The organism is Dyadobacter sp. SRI_021, assembly GCF_057586235.1.
The window spans coordinates 87,436-107,356 of sequence record NZ_JBYCZM010000004.1 but is presented as its reverse complement, the minus strand read 5'-3'; the positions used below and the strand labels follow the sequence as shown (position 1 = coordinate 107,356).

The following is a 19,921-nucleotide window of genomic DNA, read 5'->3' as shown; positions in this document are numbered from 1 at the left end:
TACCACGAATAACTTTCGAACGGCATGCATCGCAGGAAATTTGTTAAAAATACATCCATTGCAGTAGCCGGGGCCGCATTTGCGCCCGGTTTTGCTGTGTCAGGCCCGGCCTCGACGGATCACGCCACCCTGGGCGGAGCCGAGTCCGGCCAGTTCGCGCAGAATAAGCTGCCCAAATGGAAAGGCTTTAACCTGCTCGATTTCTTTGCGCCCGACCCGGCAAAAGGCCGTAAGGCAACCACCGAAGAGCAGCTCAAATGGATGGCCGACTGGGGTTTCGACTTTGTGCGTATCCCGATGGCTTACCCGGCCTACCTGAAATTCGATCGGAGTCGCAGTATTACGCCGGAAGAAGTTTACCAGATCGACGAGCAAGCCGTGGAGCGCATCGATAAGCTCGTGGCCGCCGCGCACAAGCATAATATACATGTAAGCCTGAACCTGCACCGTGCACCGGGGTACTGTGTTAACGCGGGTTTTAATGAACCCTACAATCTCTGGACCGACCAGAAAGCACTCGACGCATTCTGTTTTCATTGGAATATGTGGGCCAAAAGGTACAAGAATACGTCCCGGAAACGCATTAGCTTTGACTTGCTTAATGAGCCGAGCATGCGCGCCGATATGAACGACCAGCATTCCAAACGGTCATCGGTGCCTGGCGATATTTACCGGAAAGTGGCTATCGCGGCGTCGGAGGCGATCAGAAAGGAAAATCCGGGGCATTTGGTCATCGCCGACGGCAATGATATCGGGACCACGGTAATCCCAGAGCTGGCCGATCTCGACATCGCTCAGAGCTGCCGCGGGTACCATCCGGGCATTATCTCGCACTACAAAGCGCCCTGGGCCATGAAAGACCCCGACAACCTGCCGGAACCCAAATGGCCGGGGCAGGTCGGGGATCAATATCTGAGCCGTGCAATGCTCGAAAAGTTCTATAAGCCCTGGATAGAACTCGTCGGCAAGGGTGTGGGTGTACACTGCGGAGAATGCGGCTGCTGGAACAAAACACCGCATAAAGTTTTCCTGGCCTGGTTCAACGACGTGCTCGATATCCTTTCGTCGAATGGAATCGGTTTCTCGCTTTGGGAATTCGCCGGAGATTTTGGTGTACTCGATTCACGGCGCGAGGATGTGGCTTACGAAGACTGGCACGGGCATAAGCTGGACCGTAAGTTGCTGACGTTGTTGATGAAGTACTAGAAGGGAGAGGGGAGTTTATTGGATTGAGCAGCTATAAGTGTTATATTTGAAAAAATGACACACATGAAAACGGTAAAAATAGAACTTTCCGACTCCGACGTCAACTTCATTCATTCGCTTCAACGGGAAGAGAATGGATTCACCAAAGAGGCAATTGAAGAGAAAATTGCCCGTGAGCGTCGCCATCCCCTTGAAGAAATATTGAAAGAGGGTTACCAAGCCACGCGGGAAGAGGATCTTTCCATTACAAATGATTTTCAACACGCGGATTTTGAAAATTTGTAATGCAAAAGGGAGATATCTTCTGGGCTAAACTCGATCCTGTGGTAGGTAGCGAGACAGCCAAAACGCGCCCCGTTCTCATTGTTTCGAATGATGTTAATAATCAGTATGGTGCCACCGTTACGGTGCTGCCGGTGACTTCGAGTACCGCTAAAGTTTATCCGTTCGAAGTTTTGCTGGATGTAAATGAAGGTGGCTTACGTAATGAGTCAAAGGTAAAGGCGAACCAGATTCGGACTATTGACAAAACCAGGTTAGGGAATAGGATAGGCCAGTTAAACAGTGCGAAAATGAAGGCTGTTGAACTGGCCATATTGATCCATCTGGATATTTTATAGCTGCCTATTTATTTAGTTCTGCCAGTAATCCCGGAATATTCAAACTCCGCGTATACATTTCAATCGAGCCGTCGGGCAGGTATTCCCACTGGTCCTGAGGCCGGTCCCAGTAGAGCTCCACGCCGTTGCCGTCGGGGTCGTTCAGGTATAATGCTTCCGAAACGCCGTGGTCGCTGGCGCCGGTGAGCGGATAGTTGGCTTTCAAAAGACGGTTCAATGCAATGGCCAGGTCTTTCCGGGTAGGGTAAAGAATCGCGGTGTGGAACAAGCCTACGCCGTGGGTCGACGCGGGCGGTGCGCCCTTGCTGTACCAGGTATTCAGGCCGATGTGATGGTGATAACCGCCAGCGGAAATGAAAACTGCCTGCGTACCATAGCGGGTGGTTATTTCGAAGCCGAGTAAGCCGCAATAGAAGTCGATGGCACGGTCGAGGTCGGCAACTTTGAGATGGACGTGACCGATTTTTGTCTGGGCAGGAATAATATAATGATCTGGTTCCATAGGAGGTTGAATGCGATATGTAAGCAATCAATTTACATTCATTTGCGGTAAAAAATTCCGGAAAACCACTTTACAGTTAAATCAGTTAACCATTCAGCACATATTTAATGAATCGCCGAGAAGCACTATCCTCGATCGCTGCCGTGAGCGCAGCGGGCATCGTTCCCGCCGAAGCTGCGAAAACCAAAGCCCAACCATTTATCTATTCCCTTAATATGAGTACGCTGCGCGGCCAGAAGCTCGGGTTTCGCAAGGAGCTGGAAGTAGCGGCGAAAGCAGGTTACGGTTCTGTCGAGATATGGATCAGCACATTGCAGGAGTATCTCAAAGGCGGCGGTACGTTGCAGGAAGCCAAACGTATGATCGGTGACCTCGGATTGAAAGTGGAGGACGCGATCGGTTTTGCGACCTGGATCGTGGACGACGAAACAGCACGTGCCAAAGCATTGGACCAGCTGAAAGGAGAAATGGAGCAACTTGCTGCCATTGGCTGCCCGCGCGTAGCGGCCCCACCCATGGGTGCTACCACCGGCGCTTCGCTCGATCTTGCACGCGTAGCGGAGCGTTACCGTACTATCCTTGAATTAGGTGACAAGACCGGCGTTGTGCCGCACCTGGAACTATGGGGCTTTTCTAAAAACCTCAGCCGGGTAGGAGAGATATTATATGTAGCGGTCGAATCGGGGCATCCCTCGGCGCGGTTGCTCATGGATGTTTACCATTTGCACAAAGGTGGCTCTGGAATGGATGCCATTAAGGATGTAGGCAAGCCGTTGATAGAGATCTTCCACGTAAACGATTACCCCAAAACACCGCCGCGCGAGCAGATCACAGACGCGGACCGCGTGTATGTAGGCGATGGTATTGCACCTTGGAAAAATGTGATTCAAAGCCTTAAAGATCCGGACAAGCCTGTCATTCTGTCTTTTGAAGTGTTCAATAAGGACTACTGGGCCCAGGATGCATTGGAGGTAGCCAAAACGAGCCTTGCGAAGATGAAGAAGATTGTCGAAACGGCAGTATAGAAAGCATGGGCCGGCATTTGCCGGCCTTTTTATGAGGCCAGCTTCTGTCCGAGCTGGTGATAGTCAAAGTATTTTTTGAGTAAAAGGTTGATGAACCTTTTCAGGTAAATTTCATTCAAAAATACATTCGACCAGTTGTCGTAGCGCTGCGACTGTATACCCAGGTAGAAGAAATACAGGCAGATTCCCAGCATCGGGATCAGCCGTTTTTCTTCATCACTCACCGGTGTAACCGACTCGTAGCCTTTCATGAATTGCGCCGTTTTCAGTTCACGTTCAGCATCGTCCTTTTCCGTGGAATGAATTTGGAGCATATAATAGGCCATATCCAGGCAGAGCCAGCCATTTCCGCAAAAGTCGAAATCGAAGAAGGTAATGTCGCCGTTGGTCGTAACATTCATATTGTCGAACCACAGGTCGAGATGGACGGCCCCTTTTCGTACCTGGGATTGATCCGCGTTCTGTAATTCATCGATCAGGTATCCCTGTACCGTCTTCATGTACTGCATTTCCTCAGTGTCGGCAGGCAGAAACCTGCTCAATCGTGCAAGCGAGTCGATCAGCAGCTCTTTTGCGGTGTAGGTTACGCGCTGTAAAGGGAAGTCTTTGGTCAGCAAGTGCATTTCGGCCATGAGTTTTCCCACACGATAATGCGTTTCCGGATCGAAATTGAGCACCTTTTCGCCTTCGGCAAAGGAGAACATCACACCGAAACGTTCACCTTCCGGTGCCTGGAAGGTATGTATGAATGATTTGGAGAGATCGGCGACCGGATAGGAAACGGCCACGCCATTTTGGTGCAAATGCTCCAGCAGGCGCAATTCCTCCGAAATTTCCGTCAACGTCCTCCATTGAAAACTGTAAACACGAAAAATGTGGCGTCTGCCGGGCGTTAGGATCAGGTAGGTATCGCTGATCCCGGTTTTCAATATCCGGCATTCGACCTGTTGCTCAGGAAAATAATGCCTTTGAACAAAATGACCCAGATGAACGGGCGAAAGGTTGGAATTCGAGACGGGGAAGAGGTTCATGGCGTAAGGCGATTGGGGCGGCAAAATTATGGATATATTTGCCCTGAACGTGACGCACTTTAAACAAAAATTTATGGCAGAGATCAAATTCAAGCTCGATAGCCGCCGCCGGGGAGCTTTTTACGCAGAGGAGGATGGCAAGCAGGTGGGGGAAATGGTGATAGGATTAAGTGAAACCACATTGACCGTGTACCATACCGAGGTGGACCCGGCGATGGAAGGCCGCGGGCTGGCGCGCAAGATGCTCGACGCCATGGTGGCTTACGCCCGTGAACACGGGTTGCAGGTACTGCCCCTGTGCGAGTACGTGCACGGACAGTTCCGCCGCCATCCCGAAGAATTTGCAGATATCTGGCAAAAGCGATAACCCAGGCTGGCTCAGCGCGGCTGCGGGAGGTATACGATGAACGTGGAGCCCTTCCCCGGCTGGCTTTGGGCGGTGATATAGCCATGGTGGTTCTGGACAACCTTTTTGCATAAAGCCAGGCCAATGCCCGAGCCCGAGAACTCGCTCCGTCCGTGCAGCCGTTGGAACATCTGGAAAATGCGATCGAGGTAAATCTCGTCGAAGCCGATGCCGTTATCGGTCACTTCGAGGCGAATGTAGGGATGATCAGGCAAAAGTTTTGGTAACGTTGCCTTTTCCGCTTCACTCACAGCCCGGTACGAGAGCCTGATCACCGATTGTTGGTCGGGTAGCCGGTATTTGATCGCATTGCTGATCAGGTTTTGCATAAGCTGTGCAAGCTGCGGGCCATTGCCCCAGACAACGGGCAGGTCGTTGACAATGATATCGGTCTTTTGCTCCTGAATCGATATTTCCAGGTCGGCCAACACCGAATGTACGATTTCATCCAGCCTTATTTCGCCAAATTCGCCTTCGCGCGTGGTGAGGCGGGAATAGGCGAGCAGGTCGTCGATCATCGCCGACATTCTTTTTGAAGCATCCTGAATGCGGTTCAGCATGTATTTGCCGTTGTCATCGAGCTTGTCGGAATAGGTCGAAAGCAGACGTGAACCGAACGACTGGATTTTCCGTAGCGGCTCCTGCATGTCGTGGCTGGCGGCGTAGGCAAACTGTTGAAGGTTGTTATTGGAATTGACCAACTCAATATTGGCCTGGTGCAATTCATCGGTGCGCTGGCCCACCCGCCGTTCCAGCTCGCTGGCCAGTTGCCGGTACCGTTCTTCACTCTGTTCGAGCTCCTGCCGGGACATTACCTGCTCGGTCACGTCCACAGCCATGTCCAGGATGGCATATACCTCGCCTCTCGAATTTTTCAGGGGTTTATAAGTGTAGTCGTAATAAAATGTTTGCAGCCGGCCATCGACCACCAGGTCGGCTCTCGCCCCTTGCTCCGAATGCGCTTCACCGGTTTTGTAAATGCGGTCGAGAATACCGAGAAACGGCTGCCCTTCGAGCTCTGGCAATGCTTCCCGAAGCGGCTTGCCTATTACCGAGCGTCCTTTTCCCCACACTTTGAGCATCGCTTCGTTCGGGATATCAATGACCATATCTTTCCCTACAAACAATGCGGTAGCCACAGGTGCCTGTTCAATCAGGGTCCGTAAATGCTCTTCATTCACTTTCAGCCGCTGTTCCGATTCAATGCGGTCGGTAATGTCCATCACAATGCCGGACAGTGAAATAGCTTTGCCCATGCTATCATACAAGTACCGTCCCAGTACTCTTACCCAATGTACAGAAGAGTCATTCCAGATAAATCGGGCTTCGTAGCGCAGTTCTCCGCTGTCTTCTGCTTCTGTATAGGCACGATCGCGGATGCCGATGTCATCGGGATGAAGGCTTGCGAGCAGAATATCCCGGGTCATATTGGCCGCCTCGCTGCCGGTAATAATCCGCGCCATGGTAGGTGAGTAAATAATCTCGTTAGTGGCCAGCGTCACCATAAACGACCCCGCTCCCGAGCCTTCGATGGTCATGGCCGCCTGCTGGTCGGCCCAGGCTATTTTCTCCTGACTTGTAACCTCGGCTGTGATTTCGCGGGAGATGCCTGAGAAACGGTAGGGAGTACCGGTCTGATCGAAATACGCCTGCCCCGTGCAATGCAGCCAGCGAAGTTTGCGGTCGCTGGCGCCGATAACCCGGTAGCGGACGTCATAAATAGCCCTCACTGACGGGTCGAGCGCACGTTCGACGGCCTCGATCACTCTCGTGCGGTCATCGGGATGTATAAGTTGGACCAGGCCCTCATAATGCATCTCTGTATCGGCCGGGTAGCCGTATAGTTCTTTACAACGGTCGTTGAACAACGCTGTTTTATCGATGGGATTAAGGTTCCAGGTGCCAAGCTGGGCTGCCTGCATCGCGAACCGGAGGTTCTCCTCGCTTTCTTCCCTGGCTTTATCCGATCGAAGCTGCTGCGAAATATCCATCATCGAGCCCACTATGCGTACGGGTTTGCCTCGGCCCTGGATCGTGTACCCGCGGTCGTGGACGTGCGCATATGAGCCGTCAGCCCGGCGGAACCGATAGAAATTCGACCAGTTGCTTTCTCCCTTTTCGATAACCTGGTAAATCTTCTTCACCACCTGCTCCTGGTCGTCGGGGTGGATACGGTCGAACCAGGAATTGGGCCCGCTTTCGATATCTTCCGGGCGGTAGCCGAAAATCTCCTGCATCCCCTCGTTCCACCAGACCGATCCCCTCGCCAGGTCCCAGTCCCAGACCACGTCATGGGTAGCTTTTGCCACAAGTTTAAACCGTTCGATTGCCAGCAGCAAATCGTTCTCAGGCTCATTCAGGGTACTATTTGTCATTGTAAAAACTTGCTCAGGTTTACGTATCTCGGCATTTAGAGGCAGTCACACGTTATAAAAGTACGGATATTAGGTTAAAAGCAATGGTGGTTACTTGTGACGCCCCTTCAAGTAAAAACCTCGCCGAAATCGCTTTAATCATCATTAGAAAAAAGCATACTAGCCCCAAACCGATTGTGTCATGAGGAAACAACCATTCTACTTTGCCTGCGCTGCTGCCCTGGCGTTCGCCGGGTGTATCATGATCCAGCCGACTGGGAAGCCGGTTTCGCTTTTCGACGGGAGAACTTTCCAGGGGTGGGAGGGAGACACGATTAAAACCTGGAAAATTGAAAACGGCAGTATTGCCGGCGGCTCACTGGAAGAGAACGTGCCTCACAACGAATTCCTGTGTACGCGTAAGGAGTATTCCAACTTTATATTGAAGGTTAAATTTAAACTGACCGGCCACGAAGGCTTTATCAACACGGGCGTTCAGTTCCATAGCGCACGGCTGCAAAATCCGCCTTATGAAATGACGGGCTATCAGGCCGATCTGGGCGATAAATACTGGGCGAGTCTTTATGATGAATCGAGGCGGAACAAAACATTGATTGCTCCCGACTCTGCATTGGTCGAGAAAATCGTAAAACGGAACGATTGGAACAACTACGAAGTGCATAGCCGGAACGGTCACATTCAGCTTTTCCTGAACGGCACAAAAACGGTCGATTATACGGAACCCGATAAATCCATTCCGCAAAAAGGATTGATAGGCCTGCAAATCCACGGAGGAGGGAAAGCCAAAGTATTTTACAAGGATATTATGATTGAAGAACTCTGAAAGGAAGCGGGCGGCATTTCAAATGTCGCCCGCTTCCCTTTAGCATTACTTCCAGATGCCGAGCAAGCGGCGGGCTACGATGATCTCAGCCAGGTGGTAGGAGTTGTGGTCGGCAATCAGCATCGCTTCGCGGACGATATTCTGCCCGCTGCCCCATGGCAGGGGACTGAAAAGGTCCTTTTTCTCATTTTGTAACAGCTGGAAAAATCGTCGCTGGTCGTCGTTAATCTCCCTGAGACTTTCTTCCCATTGCTGATCACTCACACTGTCCGTTGGCTCGGGCCAGTATTCGTCGGGCCAGATGAGCGTTTTATAATCCTTTGAAATGGAAAAGTCTACAATATCCTTCTGGGCGATCCGGATGTGCTCCATGAGTTGCCAGATACTGTACGGCAGGTTATCGGGAATTACGGTGCGCAGGTTGGCCGGGATACCGGCAAGCGCCTCATCGAGGGTAACGTGAGCGTTTCCGCCCCTGATGAGATCAATCAGTTCATTAGTCAGTTTTTTTCGCTGGTCGGCGTGCATGGAACATTAGTTATTAGTGGGTGGGGAATTCGTCTGCAAAATGTACATATTTTTGAATTACCTGTGCATCGAATCGCGAATTGATTAAATTGGGAAATCATCTTCTTAAACCTTTGAAATTCTTCAAATGAAGCCTAATCGCCGTAGTTTTCTCAAAAATGTAACAGCCGCGTCTGCACTGTTAGCCACGGAAAGCATTGCCAAGCCTTTTCACATTATCAGGGACTTCAAAAAAATCAGTCCCAATGACAAGATCCGTTTCGCGACGATAGGAATGGGTATCCAGGGGCACAGCGACACTAAAGCGGCGCTGCGTAGCTCCCAGGACGTGGAGTTCGTCGCTGCCGCCGATTTGTACGACGGTCGTCTCACCCGGGTGAAGGAGCTTTATGGAAAGGATATTTTTACAACGCGCGACTATCGCCAGATACTCGAAAGAAAGGATATCGACGCAGTCCTAGTCGTGACGCCCGACCACTGGCACGACCACATCACCAAAGCTGCACTGCAGGCCGGTAAGAATGTATACTGTGAAAAGCCGATGGTGCACCACATTAATGAAGGCCTGTCCGTGATTGATGCCTGGAAGAAATCCGGCAAAACGATGCAGGTTGGTAGCCAGCGGATCAGCTCGGCTTCGTTTAAGGAGGCGAAACGCTTGTTTCAGGCGGGTGAGATCGGTGAGATCAACTATGTGGAATCCAATAACGACCGTTTCAATGCCATCGGCGCATGGAACTACTCCATTCCGACCGACGCTTCGCCGAGTACAGTGGATTGGGATACCTACCTGGGCGATGCGCCCAAGCGTGCATTCGATGCAAAACGCTTTTTCCGTTGGAGAAACTACCAGGATTATGGTACCGGCGTGGGTGGAGACCTCTTTGTGCACCTCATTACCGGCGTGCATTTTGTGACCAACTCGCTCGGCCCCGAGCGCGTGATGTCGTCCGGGGAACTTAGCTACTGGAAAGACGGCCGCGATGTGCCAGATGTGCTCGTCTCGATCCTCGATTACCCCAAAACCGATATTCATGCCCATTTCCAGATGGTACTCCGCGTAAACTTTGCGAATGCGGGCGCCATAGCGAACAATACCCGGATCATCGGCACTGAAGGGCAGATTGAATTTACCGAAAACAACCTGGTACTCACGAAAAAGAAACTGCCCAAAGCGCCTGGTATGGGCGGTTACGATAGCTTCAATACCTTCTCAGAAGCGCAGCAGAAAGAGTTTAAGAAGCAATATGATGCTCAATATCCGGAAGATACCCGGAAAGCGGAACCCGTAAAAGAAGTGCGGTTTGAAGCACCGAAAGAGGATGACGCGCACGCTAACCATTTCAGGGACTTCTTCGAAAATGTGAAAAAAGGTAGTGTTGGAACCGTTGAAGACCCGGTATTCGGCTTCCGTGCGGCGGCTCCAGTGCTGGCGTGTAATGAAAGTTATTTCAGCAAAAAGATCGTTCATTGGGACCCTGTCGCAATGAAAATAAGGAAGAAATAAAAACCTTCGTACCGGGCGGGAGATGCAGAACATCTCCCGCTTTTGTTGTTTCAACCCAAATCCAACTATTCCTGGTATGAAGATCATTTCTGCGATCGCGTTAGCAGCAATGCTGACTGTCCCGGCGCTTGCCCAGACGGGGAAGGTGCTCGATAATCTGTCGTTGCCCTCCAAGGTGCTTAAATCCGAAAGGAAGTTTGCCGTTTATCTGCCGCCAGATTACGCGTCCTCCGAGCGGAGTTATCCCGTGATGTACCTGTTGCACGGCGCTGGCGACGACCATACCGGTTGGGTACAGTTCGGTGAAGTGCTGCATATTGCCGATAAAGCAATCAGTGAAGGGACTGCCACACCGATGATCATCATCATGCCGGATGCGAACACGGGTAGGAGAGGGTATTTCAATGACGTGAAGGGCGACTGGAACTACGAGGACTTCTTCTTCACTGAGCTCATGCCGTATGTTGAGAAGAAATTCCGCATTAAAAGTGAAAAGCGCTATCGCGCCATTGCCGGGCTTTCGATGGGAGGTGGCGGAAGCTTTATGTACGCACTACACCATCCCGAGCTGTTTTCATCGGCCTGCCCGCTCAGCGCATCCACCGGCCCGATCACCGTGGAAGATGCTAAAAAGAACCTGATCCGGATTAATCCGAATATCGCCGATTCGACGGTCGAACGATATTACAACCGGCACAGCGCGCTGGCACTGATCAACAACATCGCCGAAGATCAGAAAAAGGCCGTACGCTGGTATATCGATTGCGGTGACGATGATTTTCTGTATGAAGGGAATAGTCTCGTTCACATTGCGTTACGCAAAAAAGAAGTGCCGCACGAGTTCCGTGTACGCGACGGCGGGCACACATGGACTTACTGGCGCGAGTCGTTGCCGGAAGTACTGGCATTTGTTTCCAAAGCATTCCATCAGTATTGATCGCCATGGTACAGGACGTTTTGCCAGGCATCAAACAATTTGATCTTACCGGAAAGGTCGCCATTGTCACGGGAGGTTCCAAAGGCCTTGGCCTGGCTATGGCGGCCGGTTTGGCTTCCGCGGGCTGTGCTATCTTGTTGGTCAACCGGAGTGCTGTCGACGGTGAGCGCAGCGCCGCCGAACTGTGTATTTCATTCGGGACACGTGTGCTTTCTTACGCCGCCGATATTACCAGCGAACAGCAGGTGCTTGCCATGGTGGCTTTTGCCCTGGAAAGTTTCGGGAAGATCGATATTCTGATCAACAGTGCGGGGATCAACATCCGCGGGCCGATCGACGAGCTGTCCCCGGCAGATTTTAAACACGTTATGGATGTGAATGTAACCGGTACCTGGCTGGTATGCCGGGCTGTCGCGCCGCATATGAAAGCACGGCACAGTGGCCGGATAATCAACCTGGCGAGTACGCTGGGGCTGGTAGGGCTCGCCAACCGTACACCTTATACTGCTAGTAAAGGGGCCATCGTGCAAATGACACGTGCGCTGGCATTGGAGCTTGCTCCTTACGATATTATGGTGAATGCCATATGCCCCGGTCCGTTCCTTACCGAGATGAATATCCCCATTGCCGAAAGCGATGATGCACGCGATATTATCCTGGGTGCTACGGCGCTACGCCGCTGGGGGCATTTGCACGAAATCCAGGGTGCCGCCATCTTTTTAGCCAGTGATGCGGCCAGCTACATGGTAGGTTCCATTCTGACAGTCGATGGCGGTTGGACAGCCCGCTAATCGTGTTTTTATCTTGTAAAATATAATTTTTAAAAGATTCAACCGTTTAGCAGCGCATGGCGGCTTTTACGTCTGCAAAAATCACGTAAGTTTCTGCAAAATTGGTATTACTATCTTCATAAAATGCCGTTTCCGCGCAATGGAAGCGGTTTTTTGTTGCATATCGAACTAGTTGCTGCGTATAGAGACCGGTTAACGGTATACGTCAAGTAACTAGTGGTTATTTTTCAAGAAAACATATTCAGAAAGCAGGAATGCTTGTTTATGTAAATAATTTCATATCTTTTTGTACATCCGGTTACTCATATAATCCATCTCGGTATTGCCGGATTAAGAAATATAACATTTTCGAGTTTATCTCCCCTGTCAAGTTTAAATAAATCGCCCTCCGGTTACGAGTGAGATTTTAAGAATAGGATTATAGGAATTTTAAGTAAGACAAATTGTGTATGGTAGACACTTATCTGACTTGTTGAAAAACAAGGGCTTATGCATGAAACCCAGTTGTAATATCTTTTCTTTTTTTTATAATTTTTTTAACTATCTACTATCTATCTATACTTAATCTATGATGATTTCTGAACGGGAAAAGTACCGTAGCCTAACGCGGTACTTTTACTCCCTTCTGCTGACCTTGCTGGTCATGACTGGTGCGTACGCTCAGGACGTAACGGTGAAGGGAAAAGTGAATGATGAGCAGGGGCAGGGGTTGCCCGGCGTGAGCGTCCTGGTCAAAGGGACATCGACAGGTACGGTAACGGACATCGAGGGGAACTATACTGTGAATGCGCCAGGTACGGCTACGCTCGTGTTTTCTTTCATCGGGTACATTACACAGGAGATCCCGCTGGGTAACAAAACCAGCCTGGACGTGAAAATGGCAACGGATACCAAGGCACTTGACGAAGTCGTGGTCGTGGGTTATGGTACAGCTAAGAAAGCAACCCTGACCGGTTCGGTAACGGCCGTGAAAGGGGCTGAGCTTCAAAAAGCACCTTCGACCAACCTCTCAAACACATTGGGCGGCCGCTTGCCGGGTGTTTCAGCGGTACAATCGAGCGGTGAGCCAGGTTACGACGGCTCGGCAATCCGGATCCGCGGTACCAACTCATTGGGTAACAGCAATGCGCTGATCGTGGTGGACGGTGTTCCCAACCGTTCAGGCGGTCTCGATCGCCTGAACCCTGCCGACATCGAGAGTATTTCGGTGCTGAAAGATGCGGCTGCGGCGATCTACGGTTCACGTGCAGGTAACGGGGTTATCCTGATCACGACGAAGCGCGGAAAGAGTGGCAAGCCGCAACTTTCCTATGACTTGAACCTGGGTATAGGCCAGCCTACGCGCACGCCTAAAATGTCGAATGCTGCGGAATATGCGACCATCCGTAACGAATTGCAGATATACGACAACCTGCCTGTGAACCAATGGCAAGGTGCATTGCAAGGCTTCAATGCCAACGGTGCTTACACCCGTACCGATAATGGTAATGTACTGAGCGCGGTATTCACCCCGACCGACCTCCAGAAGTTCCGCGACGGCTCCGACCCGCTGATCCATCCGAATACCGACTGGTACGGCTCGGTGATCCGCAATTGGTCACCACAGCAACGCCATAACCTGCAATTGACCGGTGGTAGCGAGAACATCAAATACCTCGCTTCATTGGGCTATATCAATCAGGAAGGTAACTACGTGAATTCGGCAACAGGTTACAAGCAGTACGACATGCGTGTGAACCTCGACACGAAGATCAACAAATACGTAACCGCAAAGCTCGGTGTGGTAATGCGGGAAGAGTTCCGTCGCTTCCCGAATGGCGGTGGCGCGGGCGATATTTTCCGTATGCTGATGCGTGGCAAGCCTACCGAAATCGCGATCTGGCCGGACGGGCGTCCTGGTCCGGATATCGAAAACGGTCAGAACCCTGCGGTGATTACAACCAATACAACGGGTTACAACAACGACAAGCGCGATTACATCCAGACCAACGGCCAGCTGGACATCGACGTTCCCGGCGTACCGGGCCTGAAAGTGACGGCAATGGCCGCGATAGATAAGCAAATGCGTCGCCAGAAATCGTTCCAGAAGCCATGGACGCTTTATTATTGGGATAAAAAGACCTATGAAGAAGATGGCGTAACCCCGTTCCTGACAGGAACCGTGCGGTCGACATTCAGCGATCCGCGTTTGACAGAAACTTCTTCACAGGAGCTTTCCATTCAGCTGACCGGCCAGGCTTCTTACGAGAAGACCATCGGCTCGCACAACTTCAACGCTATGGTGGGCATCCAGCGCGAGACTGTGGATGCGGACGGTTTCTTCGCTTACCGCCGTTACTTCATTTCGCCGGTGGTTGATCAGCTTTTCGCGGGTGGTACACCAGAGCAGAACATTGGCAACTCAGGTACCAACAATGGTGACCTGTACAAACGTGCACGTTTGAGCTACTTCGGTCGCGTGGGTTACAATTTCAAAGAGAAATACCTGGCCGAGTTCCTGTGGCGCGCGGATGGCTCCTACGTGTTCCCGAAAGACGGTCGTTTCGGTTTCTTTCCGGGGGTATCGGCAGGCTGGCGTATTTCCGAAGAAGGTTTCTGGAAAAACAATATCCGCTTCGTGAACAACGTGAAACTGCGTGCTTCATGGGGACAAATGGGTGCCGAGCCTTACTTGCTCGGAACAGAAACGTTGGCTGAATATCAATACCTGAATACTATGGGCTTTGGTACGTACATTATCAACGACCAGGTAGCTAAGACTTTGCTCGAAAGCCGTGTTGCGAACAACACATTTACCTGGGAGGTTGCCAACAACTCCAATTTCGGTATCGAAGGTACTTTGTGGAAAGACCGCATTGCATTTGAAATCGACTACTTTATCAATAACCGTTCGAAGATCCTGATCCCGAAAACGGGCTCTACGCCTTCCAGCGCGGGTATCGATGGCAAGCTTCCGCCTCAAAACCTGGGTAAGCTGCAAAACAAAGGATGGGAATTCAAAGTGAGCTACGACGGCGCGATCGATAACTTTACCTACTCGGTGGGTGTGAATGGGGGTTATGCTAAAAACACGATCAAGTATTGGGATGAAACACCGGGCGCTCCTTCATACCAGCGCACAACCGGAAAGCCTTACCAGGCATTCCTTGCTTACCAATACGACGGTGTTTTCGCGGACCAGGCTGCCATCGATGCAAATACATTGGATTACAGCGGCATTACCGGAACACTCCGCCCGGGCGATATGAAGTTCAAGGACATCAACGGCGACGGCAAAATTACCGCTGATGACAAAGTGCGTTCTGAAAAAACCAACCGTCCGCAATTCACCGGCGGTGTGAATATCAACCTTGGCTACAAGTCTTTCGACCTGTCTATCCTTTTCCAGGGAACAATGGGCGGCTTGCAGTACATCGGACAAACCGAGTCGGGTGACATTGGTAACTACCTGAAATACGCCTACGATCACCGCTGGACGATCGACAACCCAAGCTCGACCGATCCTCGTCTGGCTAACCGTAACAACACTTATTATACCAACTTCGATAATGCAGGTGCAAACACCTATTACCTGAAAAGCAATAACTACCTGCGTCTGAAAAACATCGAGCTGGGTTATAACCTGCCTTCGGAGCTTGGTTCGAAGATCGGTGTGAGTAACCTGCGCGTGTATGTAAACGCATTGAACCTGTTTACGATCGACAAGATCAAGATCTGGGACCCGGAAGCGACTTCTACCAACGGGCAATACTATCCGCAGTCGCGAGTTCTTAATGCAGGTGTACGTGTAACTTTCTAAGATTAAAAAAATGAAACTGAGTTATAAAAATTGGATTTTTCTGGCGGCTCTGGCCACATCCGGGCTGGTGTCGTGCGACACTGACTTCCTGGATGTAACACCGCCCACCGAAATTCCTACCGATGAGGTCTGGAAAGACGGCGCTTTGGCCGAAGGATTTGTGACAGGTATTTATCAGGGCTTGCAGCAAGGTGGTTTCAGCGAGCAAATGCTGGCATCGCTCACAGATGAAGCTGTATTCACCCACACAGGTCGTAACATCAACACAGTGAACGAGGGGAGTTTAAGCCCTTCCAACCTGGGTTGGGTAGATGATACTTACGGATGGGGACCTATGTACACCCGTATCCGCGCCGCCAACCAGGCGATCCAGTCGCTGCCGACTTCTACTTTCACTGACCAGACTTTGAAAGACCGTCTGAAGGGTGAGGCACACTTCCTACGCGCCTATTACTACCAACAGCTGGTACGCTACTACGGATCGGTGCCCTTGATCACGAAAGTGTATGCATTGAACGAAGATTACTCCGTAGCGCGGAATACTTTCGAGGAATGCGTGAAGTTCATCGTAGCGGATTGCGACAGTGCTGCCGCATTGCTGAAAGGCAAGCCAGAGCAGAAGGGACGTGCTTCGGAAGTTTCCGCATTGGCGTTGAAATCCCGGATTTTGCTGTATGCTGCGAGCGACCTGCATGACGTTCCTACTGCCAAAGCAAAATCTGCATTGATAGCTGCCTATCCAAATCCTGAGTTCCTGGGTTATACCACCGGCGATCGCAAGGCGCGCTGGACAGCCGCTCAGGCTGCTGCGAAAGCGGCGTTGGATCTGAAAGCAGGCTACAAACTTAACCTGACAGCTCCCGTTACCGCGGCGCAAGGTAAGACCAACTACATTTCAATGGCTATGGCCGGATACAGCGCCGATAAAACACTGGATGCTTCCGGTGGTGACGACATTATCTTTGGCCGTTATTTCACTGCCAGCCAGACGTCGGATGGAGCGCGTCAGACCGGTTTGAACAACGGTCCAAACGGTTATCACAACTGGGCGGGTAACACGCCAATCGGTTTGCTGGTGGATGACTATGAAATGATGGACGGTACGCCGTTCTCGTGGACTAACCCTACTCACAAGGCTAATCCTTACGTAAACCGGGATCCGCGTTTCTATGCAACGGTAATGTATGACGGCGCTCCGTGGAAGCCACGTCCTTCCGATGCCAAAGACCCTGCTAATCAGATCCAGACCGGTTCCTATGATTTGCTCGACGAGAAAGGCGTATTGTTCAACCGTAAGGGGCTTGATACCCGCAGCAGCACGATCGAAGACTGGAACGGAAGCCGCACGGGTTACTACATGCGCAAGTTCATCGACCCGAACCCTGCATTGTACGACAATACCGATCGTCAGAATATCCCGTGGCCGTTCTTCCGCGTAACCGAGGTGGTGTTCAATTACATCGAGGCGAGCATTGAGTTGGGACAGGATGCCGTTGCATTGGAATGGCTGAATAAGATCCGTTTCCGCGCAGGTATGCCAGCGTTGAAAGTCTCAGGTGCTGCATTGAAAGAAGCTTACCGTCATGAAAAACGCATTGAAATGGCTTACGAGGAGCAACGCTACCACGATGCACGTCGCTGGATGATCGCTCCAACTACGCTGGGCCGTTCATTGCAGTTCATTACCGTGATTGGTAAGTTCAAGCCGGGCAAGTCGATGAGAGAGCCGTATCATTACGATCCGACCGTTTACGACTATACCTACACACCAACCGAGGACAAATCGCACGAAAACCGTACGTGGGTGGATAAGATGTATTTCCGTCCATTCAGCCGCGACGAGATCAACCGGAATGCGAAACTGGTTCAGAACCCTGGTTACGACAAGTAACAGATTTTGAGCAGACTATCTGGTCACTGCCCGTGCTGTTACAGTACGGGCAGTTTTCGTTTTTGAGGTTTTTTGAAGACAAATTCCCACAAAACGTGGATTTAGGTAAACACTATTAAACTTGTAGGATATTTGTAATTAATTCATAATCAGATTTTTGTAAATTTTGGCATAATCCTGTTTAACTAGATAAGCACAGTGCGAATGCACGAGGTCAAAAACATTAATAGTTGTCTAAAAAACAAGGATTATGAAAAAGCTAGTAGTATCGGCATTTGCCCTGGCGCTCATCTCGTTTACTTCGGTTCGGGCTCAAACGGCCAATCAGGCGACGGCTGATCATTCAGCACATAAGGAAGCGGTTGCTCAGAAAACAACGAAGGCAGACCAAAAGGAGAAGGTAGCCGTAAAAACCGAGGACCTGCCGGAAGGGGTTCAGAAGACAATCAAAAGCGATGACTTTAAAGGATGGACGGTTAAGAAAGCATTTCTGGTAACCGAGCCAGACAAAGCTCAATATTATGAATTGCAAGTAGCGAACGGCAAGGAAAATGCCCTCGTGAAACTCGATAAAGATGGAAGAAATGTAGGATAACCATAGTATTCCTTCATGAGTCAGTGACTGAGCCGGAGCGATCCGGCTTTTTTTGTTTCCGGGTCGGTTGCTAACTTTAACGTCGTATTTAAAAAAGCCTAACCCATCACTGGATGACCTTAGTTCTACGTTCTGTTTGCTGCATTGCCGCAGCTTCGTTCCTTCTCTTTAACTGCGCCGCCAGAAAACAATCCACGCCTGTCGGCAGCCAGCTTGCCAGCACCGATTCACAAGGCAAGGAGCTCTTTACCACGCATTGCGTTTCCTGCCACGCCATGGAGCAGGAGGAGATCGGGCCACGCCTGGGCGGTGTTACAAATGTGCTCTCGGAAAAGGAACTGATCGCATTTATTAAGAACCCGAACCATGCGATCGAGTCAGGTAATGCACGGGCTGTGAGCCTTTCAAAGCGGTACAAGATGATTATGCCGCCGTTTGATTTTTTGAAGGACGAAGAAATCCGGTCGATCCTCGGCTATATCGCTTCGGAGACTAAAGCGCACAATATTTCGCAGCTCGAAGTGAAAATCGATACGGCTTCGAATGCGCGTCTGGCGCAGCCTGTGATTAAAACAGGGCTGAGGATAGAACTGGAAGACTTCGTAACGATCCCGCCATCGAGCGACAAAATGCCCCGCACGCGTATCGCCAACATGCGCCCGCACCCTTCGCAAGACGGTACGTTGTACGTGAGCGACCAGCGCGGGCTGATTTACCGGATCAGCGGAAAGGAGGTAACGACTTTCGTCGATCTGAGAAAGAATATCGAAGATTTTGTCAACGAACCCGGCCTGGGTACAGGTCTGGGCAGCTTCGCATTCCATCCGGATTACCTTCAAAACGGGTTGATTTATATCACCCACACGGAGGCTCCGAAAGGAAAGCCTGCCGATTATTCGTACAACGACTCCATTAAAGTAGCATTACAATGGGTGGTTTCGGAATGGAAAACCGATGATGTTAAAAGTCCGGTTTTCAAAGGGAAAAGAAGGGAGCTGCTCCGCATTAATGTACCTAATGTGGTACACGGCACGCAGGACATTGGCTTCAATCCCGATGCGGGGAAAGGGGACAAGGATTATGGCTTACTATATATAGGTACTGGCGACGGCGGTTCTACGATCAGCAAATATCCCCAGCTTTGCCATAGCTTGCATTCGCTGCTCGGCACGATCATCCGTATCGATCCTCTTGGGAGCAATAGCAAGAACGGGCATTACGGTATTCCGGTGGATAATCCGTTCGTGAATGAGCCCGGTGACATTTATAAAGAGATATATGCCTACGGTTTCCGCAACCCGCACCGTTTGGCATGGCATGGTGGAAGGCTGTTCAGCGCGGAAGTGGGCGAGTCGAATTTTGAAGAGGTGAATGTGATCGTAAAAGGCGGCGATTACGGCTGGAATGTGCGCGAAGGAAACTTTGGCATTTCTTCCAAAGACCTCAAAAATGTGTACCCCGTACCCGCAGCAGAAACCGGTAAGTTTGAAAGGCCCTTTTTACAATACGATCATATCGACGGGAATGCAATCAGCGGCGGTTACATGTATGAAGGCCCGATAGCGGCCCTAAGGAACAAATACATCTTCGGGGATATTGTGAATGGGCGTATTTTTTATGCTAACATCGATGCCCGGTTGAGCGACCAGTCGGTATATGAGATGATGATCGTGCGCGACGGAAAGGACACGAACCTGGTCGAAATGTCCGGTTCGAAACGCGTCGATATCCGCATTGAATATAACCGCTTTACCGGGGAGTTATACATCATGACCAAAAGTGACGGCAAGATCCGGCGGGTTAGCAAGGCATATACGTTAAATCAGCCCTGATGGCGCTAAGTAGTTTATAGTGGCCGATAAATAATTGAATTGTCCTGATTTTC

General features: G+C 50.8%; 17 protein-coding genes. 13 read left to right on the top strand and 4 right to left on the bottom strand.

The genetic code is table 11. The annotated features are described in order from the left end of the window. The first annotated feature begins 24 nt into the window (after positions 1–24). The 3 genes from AC2YIT_RS13415 to AC2YIT_RS13405 all read left to right on the top strand — a co-directional run bounded on the left by AC2YIT_RS13415 (position 25) and on the right by AC2YIT_RS13405 (position 1,826). On the top strand, positions 25–1,206 hold the full coding sequence (locus AC2YIT_RS13415) for a glycoside hydrolase family 5 protein (protein WP_487279491.1): 1,182 nt from the start codon (positions 25–27) through the stop codon (positions 1,204–1,206). Between the two features lie 63 nt (positions 1,207–1,269). After that, positions 1,270–1,491 carry a hypothetical protein gene (locus AC2YIT_RS13410; RefSeq protein WP_430845888.1) on the top strand — a complete coding sequence of 74 codons (222 nt, stop codon included), beginning with the start codon at positions 1,270–1,272 and terminating at the stop codon, positions 1,489–1,491. Then, on the top strand, positions 1,491–1,826 hold the full coding sequence (locus AC2YIT_RS13405) for a type II toxin-antitoxin system PemK/MazF family toxin (protein ID WP_487279490.1): 336 nt from the start codon (positions 1,491–1,493) through the stop codon (positions 1,824–1,826). The genes AC2YIT_RS13410 and AC2YIT_RS13405 overlap by 1 nt, the downstream gene beginning before the upstream one ends. A gap of 4 nt (positions 1,827–1,830) precedes the next feature. Here the strand turns inward: AC2YIT_RS13405 and AC2YIT_RS13400 are convergent, their stop codons facing one another. Next, complete coding sequence (locus AC2YIT_RS13400) at positions 1,831–2,328, bottom strand: VOC family protein (RefSeq protein ID WP_487279489.1); 498 nt, start codon at positions 2,326–2,328, stop codon at positions 1,831–1,833. 107 nt (positions 2,329–2,435) lie between these two features. Between AC2YIT_RS13400 and AC2YIT_RS13395 the strand changes: the two genes are divergently transcribed. Next, a complete protein-coding gene (locus AC2YIT_RS13395; RefSeq protein WP_487279488.1) occupies positions 2,436–3,353 on the top strand; it encodes a sugar phosphate isomerase/epimerase family protein in 918 nt (305 codons plus the stop codon). 29 nt (positions 3,354–3,382) lie between these two features. Here AC2YIT_RS13395 and AC2YIT_RS13390 read toward each other — a convergent pair whose 3' ends face one another. Continuing rightward, positions 3,383–4,384, bottom strand: a complete 1,002-nt coding sequence (locus AC2YIT_RS13390) for a phosphotransferase (protein ID WP_487279487.1) — start codon at positions 4,382–4,384, stop codon at positions 3,383–3,385. 73 nt (positions 4,385–4,457) lie between these two features. On the opposite strand from AC2YIT_RS13390, the gene AC2YIT_RS13385 reads away from it, so the two are divergent. Continuing rightward, on the top strand, positions 4,458–4,751 hold the full coding sequence (locus tag AC2YIT_RS13385) for a GNAT family N-acetyltransferase (RefSeq protein ID WP_487279486.1): 294 nt from the start codon (positions 4,458–4,460) through the stop codon (positions 4,749–4,751). 11 nt (positions 4,752–4,762) lie between these two features. Here the strand turns inward: AC2YIT_RS13385 and AC2YIT_RS13380 are convergent, their stop codons facing one another. Then, a complete protein-coding gene (locus tag AC2YIT_RS13380; protein ID WP_487279485.1) occupies positions 4,763–7,165 on the bottom strand; it encodes a PAS domain-containing sensor histidine kinase in 2,403 nt (800 codons plus the stop codon). A gap of 181 nt (positions 7,166–7,346) precedes the next feature. Between AC2YIT_RS13380 and AC2YIT_RS13375 the strand changes: the two genes are divergently transcribed. Further along, the gene (locus AC2YIT_RS13375) at positions 7,347–7,988 is read left to right on the top strand and encodes a 3-keto-disaccharide hydrolase (RefSeq protein WP_487279484.1); all 642 of its coding nucleotides are present in this window, start codon (positions 7,347–7,349) and stop codon (positions 7,986–7,988) included. A gap of 45 nt (positions 7,989–8,033) precedes the next feature. On the opposite strand, the gene AC2YIT_RS13370 is transcribed toward AC2YIT_RS13375, so the two are convergent. After that, the gene (locus AC2YIT_RS13370; protein WP_430845896.1) at positions 8,034–8,516 is read right to left on the bottom strand and encodes a DinB family protein; all 483 of its coding nucleotides are present in this window, start codon (positions 8,514–8,516) and stop codon (positions 8,034–8,036) included. A gap of 127 nt (positions 8,517–8,643) precedes the next feature. Here AC2YIT_RS13370 and AC2YIT_RS13365 point away from each other — a divergent pair, with 127 nt between their 5' ends. From AC2YIT_RS13365 to AC2YIT_RS13335, 7 genes are all read left to right on the top strand, one after another. Further along, positions 8,644–10,023, top strand: a complete 1,380-nt coding sequence (locus AC2YIT_RS13365) for a Gfo/Idh/MocA family protein (protein ID WP_487279483.1) — start codon at positions 8,644–8,646, stop codon at positions 10,021–10,023. 76 nt (positions 10,024–10,099) lie between these two features. Next, the gene (locus AC2YIT_RS13360) at positions 10,100–10,960 is read left to right on the top strand and encodes an alpha/beta hydrolase (protein ID WP_487279482.1); all 861 of its coding nucleotides are present in this window, start codon (positions 10,100–10,102) and stop codon (positions 10,958–10,960) included. A gap of 5 nt (positions 10,961–10,965) precedes the next feature. Continuing rightward, positions 10,966–11,751, top strand: a complete 786-nt coding sequence (locus AC2YIT_RS13355; protein WP_487279481.1) for an SDR family NAD(P)-dependent oxidoreductase — start codon at positions 10,966–10,968, stop codon at positions 11,749–11,751. A 568-nt stretch (positions 11,752–12,319) separates the two neighbouring features. Beyond that, a complete protein-coding gene (locus tag AC2YIT_RS13350; RefSeq protein ID WP_430845900.1) occupies positions 12,320–15,550 on the top strand; it encodes a SusC/RagA family TonB-linked outer membrane protein in 3,231 nt (1,076 codons plus the stop codon). 10 nt (positions 15,551–15,560) lie between these two features. Beyond that, positions 15,561–17,441 (top strand): RagB/SusD family nutrient uptake outer membrane protein, encoded by a 1,881-nt coding sequence (locus tag AC2YIT_RS13345; protein ID WP_487279480.1) that lies wholly within the window; start codon positions 15,561–15,563, stop codon positions 17,439–17,441. A 250-nt stretch (positions 17,442–17,691) separates the two neighbouring features. Then, the gene (locus AC2YIT_RS13340) at positions 17,692–18,036 is read left to right on the top strand and encodes a hypothetical protein (protein WP_430845902.1); all 345 of its coding nucleotides are present in this window, start codon (positions 17,692–17,694) and stop codon (positions 18,034–18,036) included. Positions 18,037–18,149: 113 nt separating this feature from the next. Beyond that, positions 18,150–19,868: a PQQ-dependent sugar dehydrogenase gene (locus AC2YIT_RS13335; protein ID WP_487279479.1), complete on the top strand. Its 1,719-nt coding sequence runs from the start codon at positions 18,150–18,152 to the stop codon at positions 19,866–19,868. Positions 19,869–19,921 lie beyond the last annotated feature (53 nt).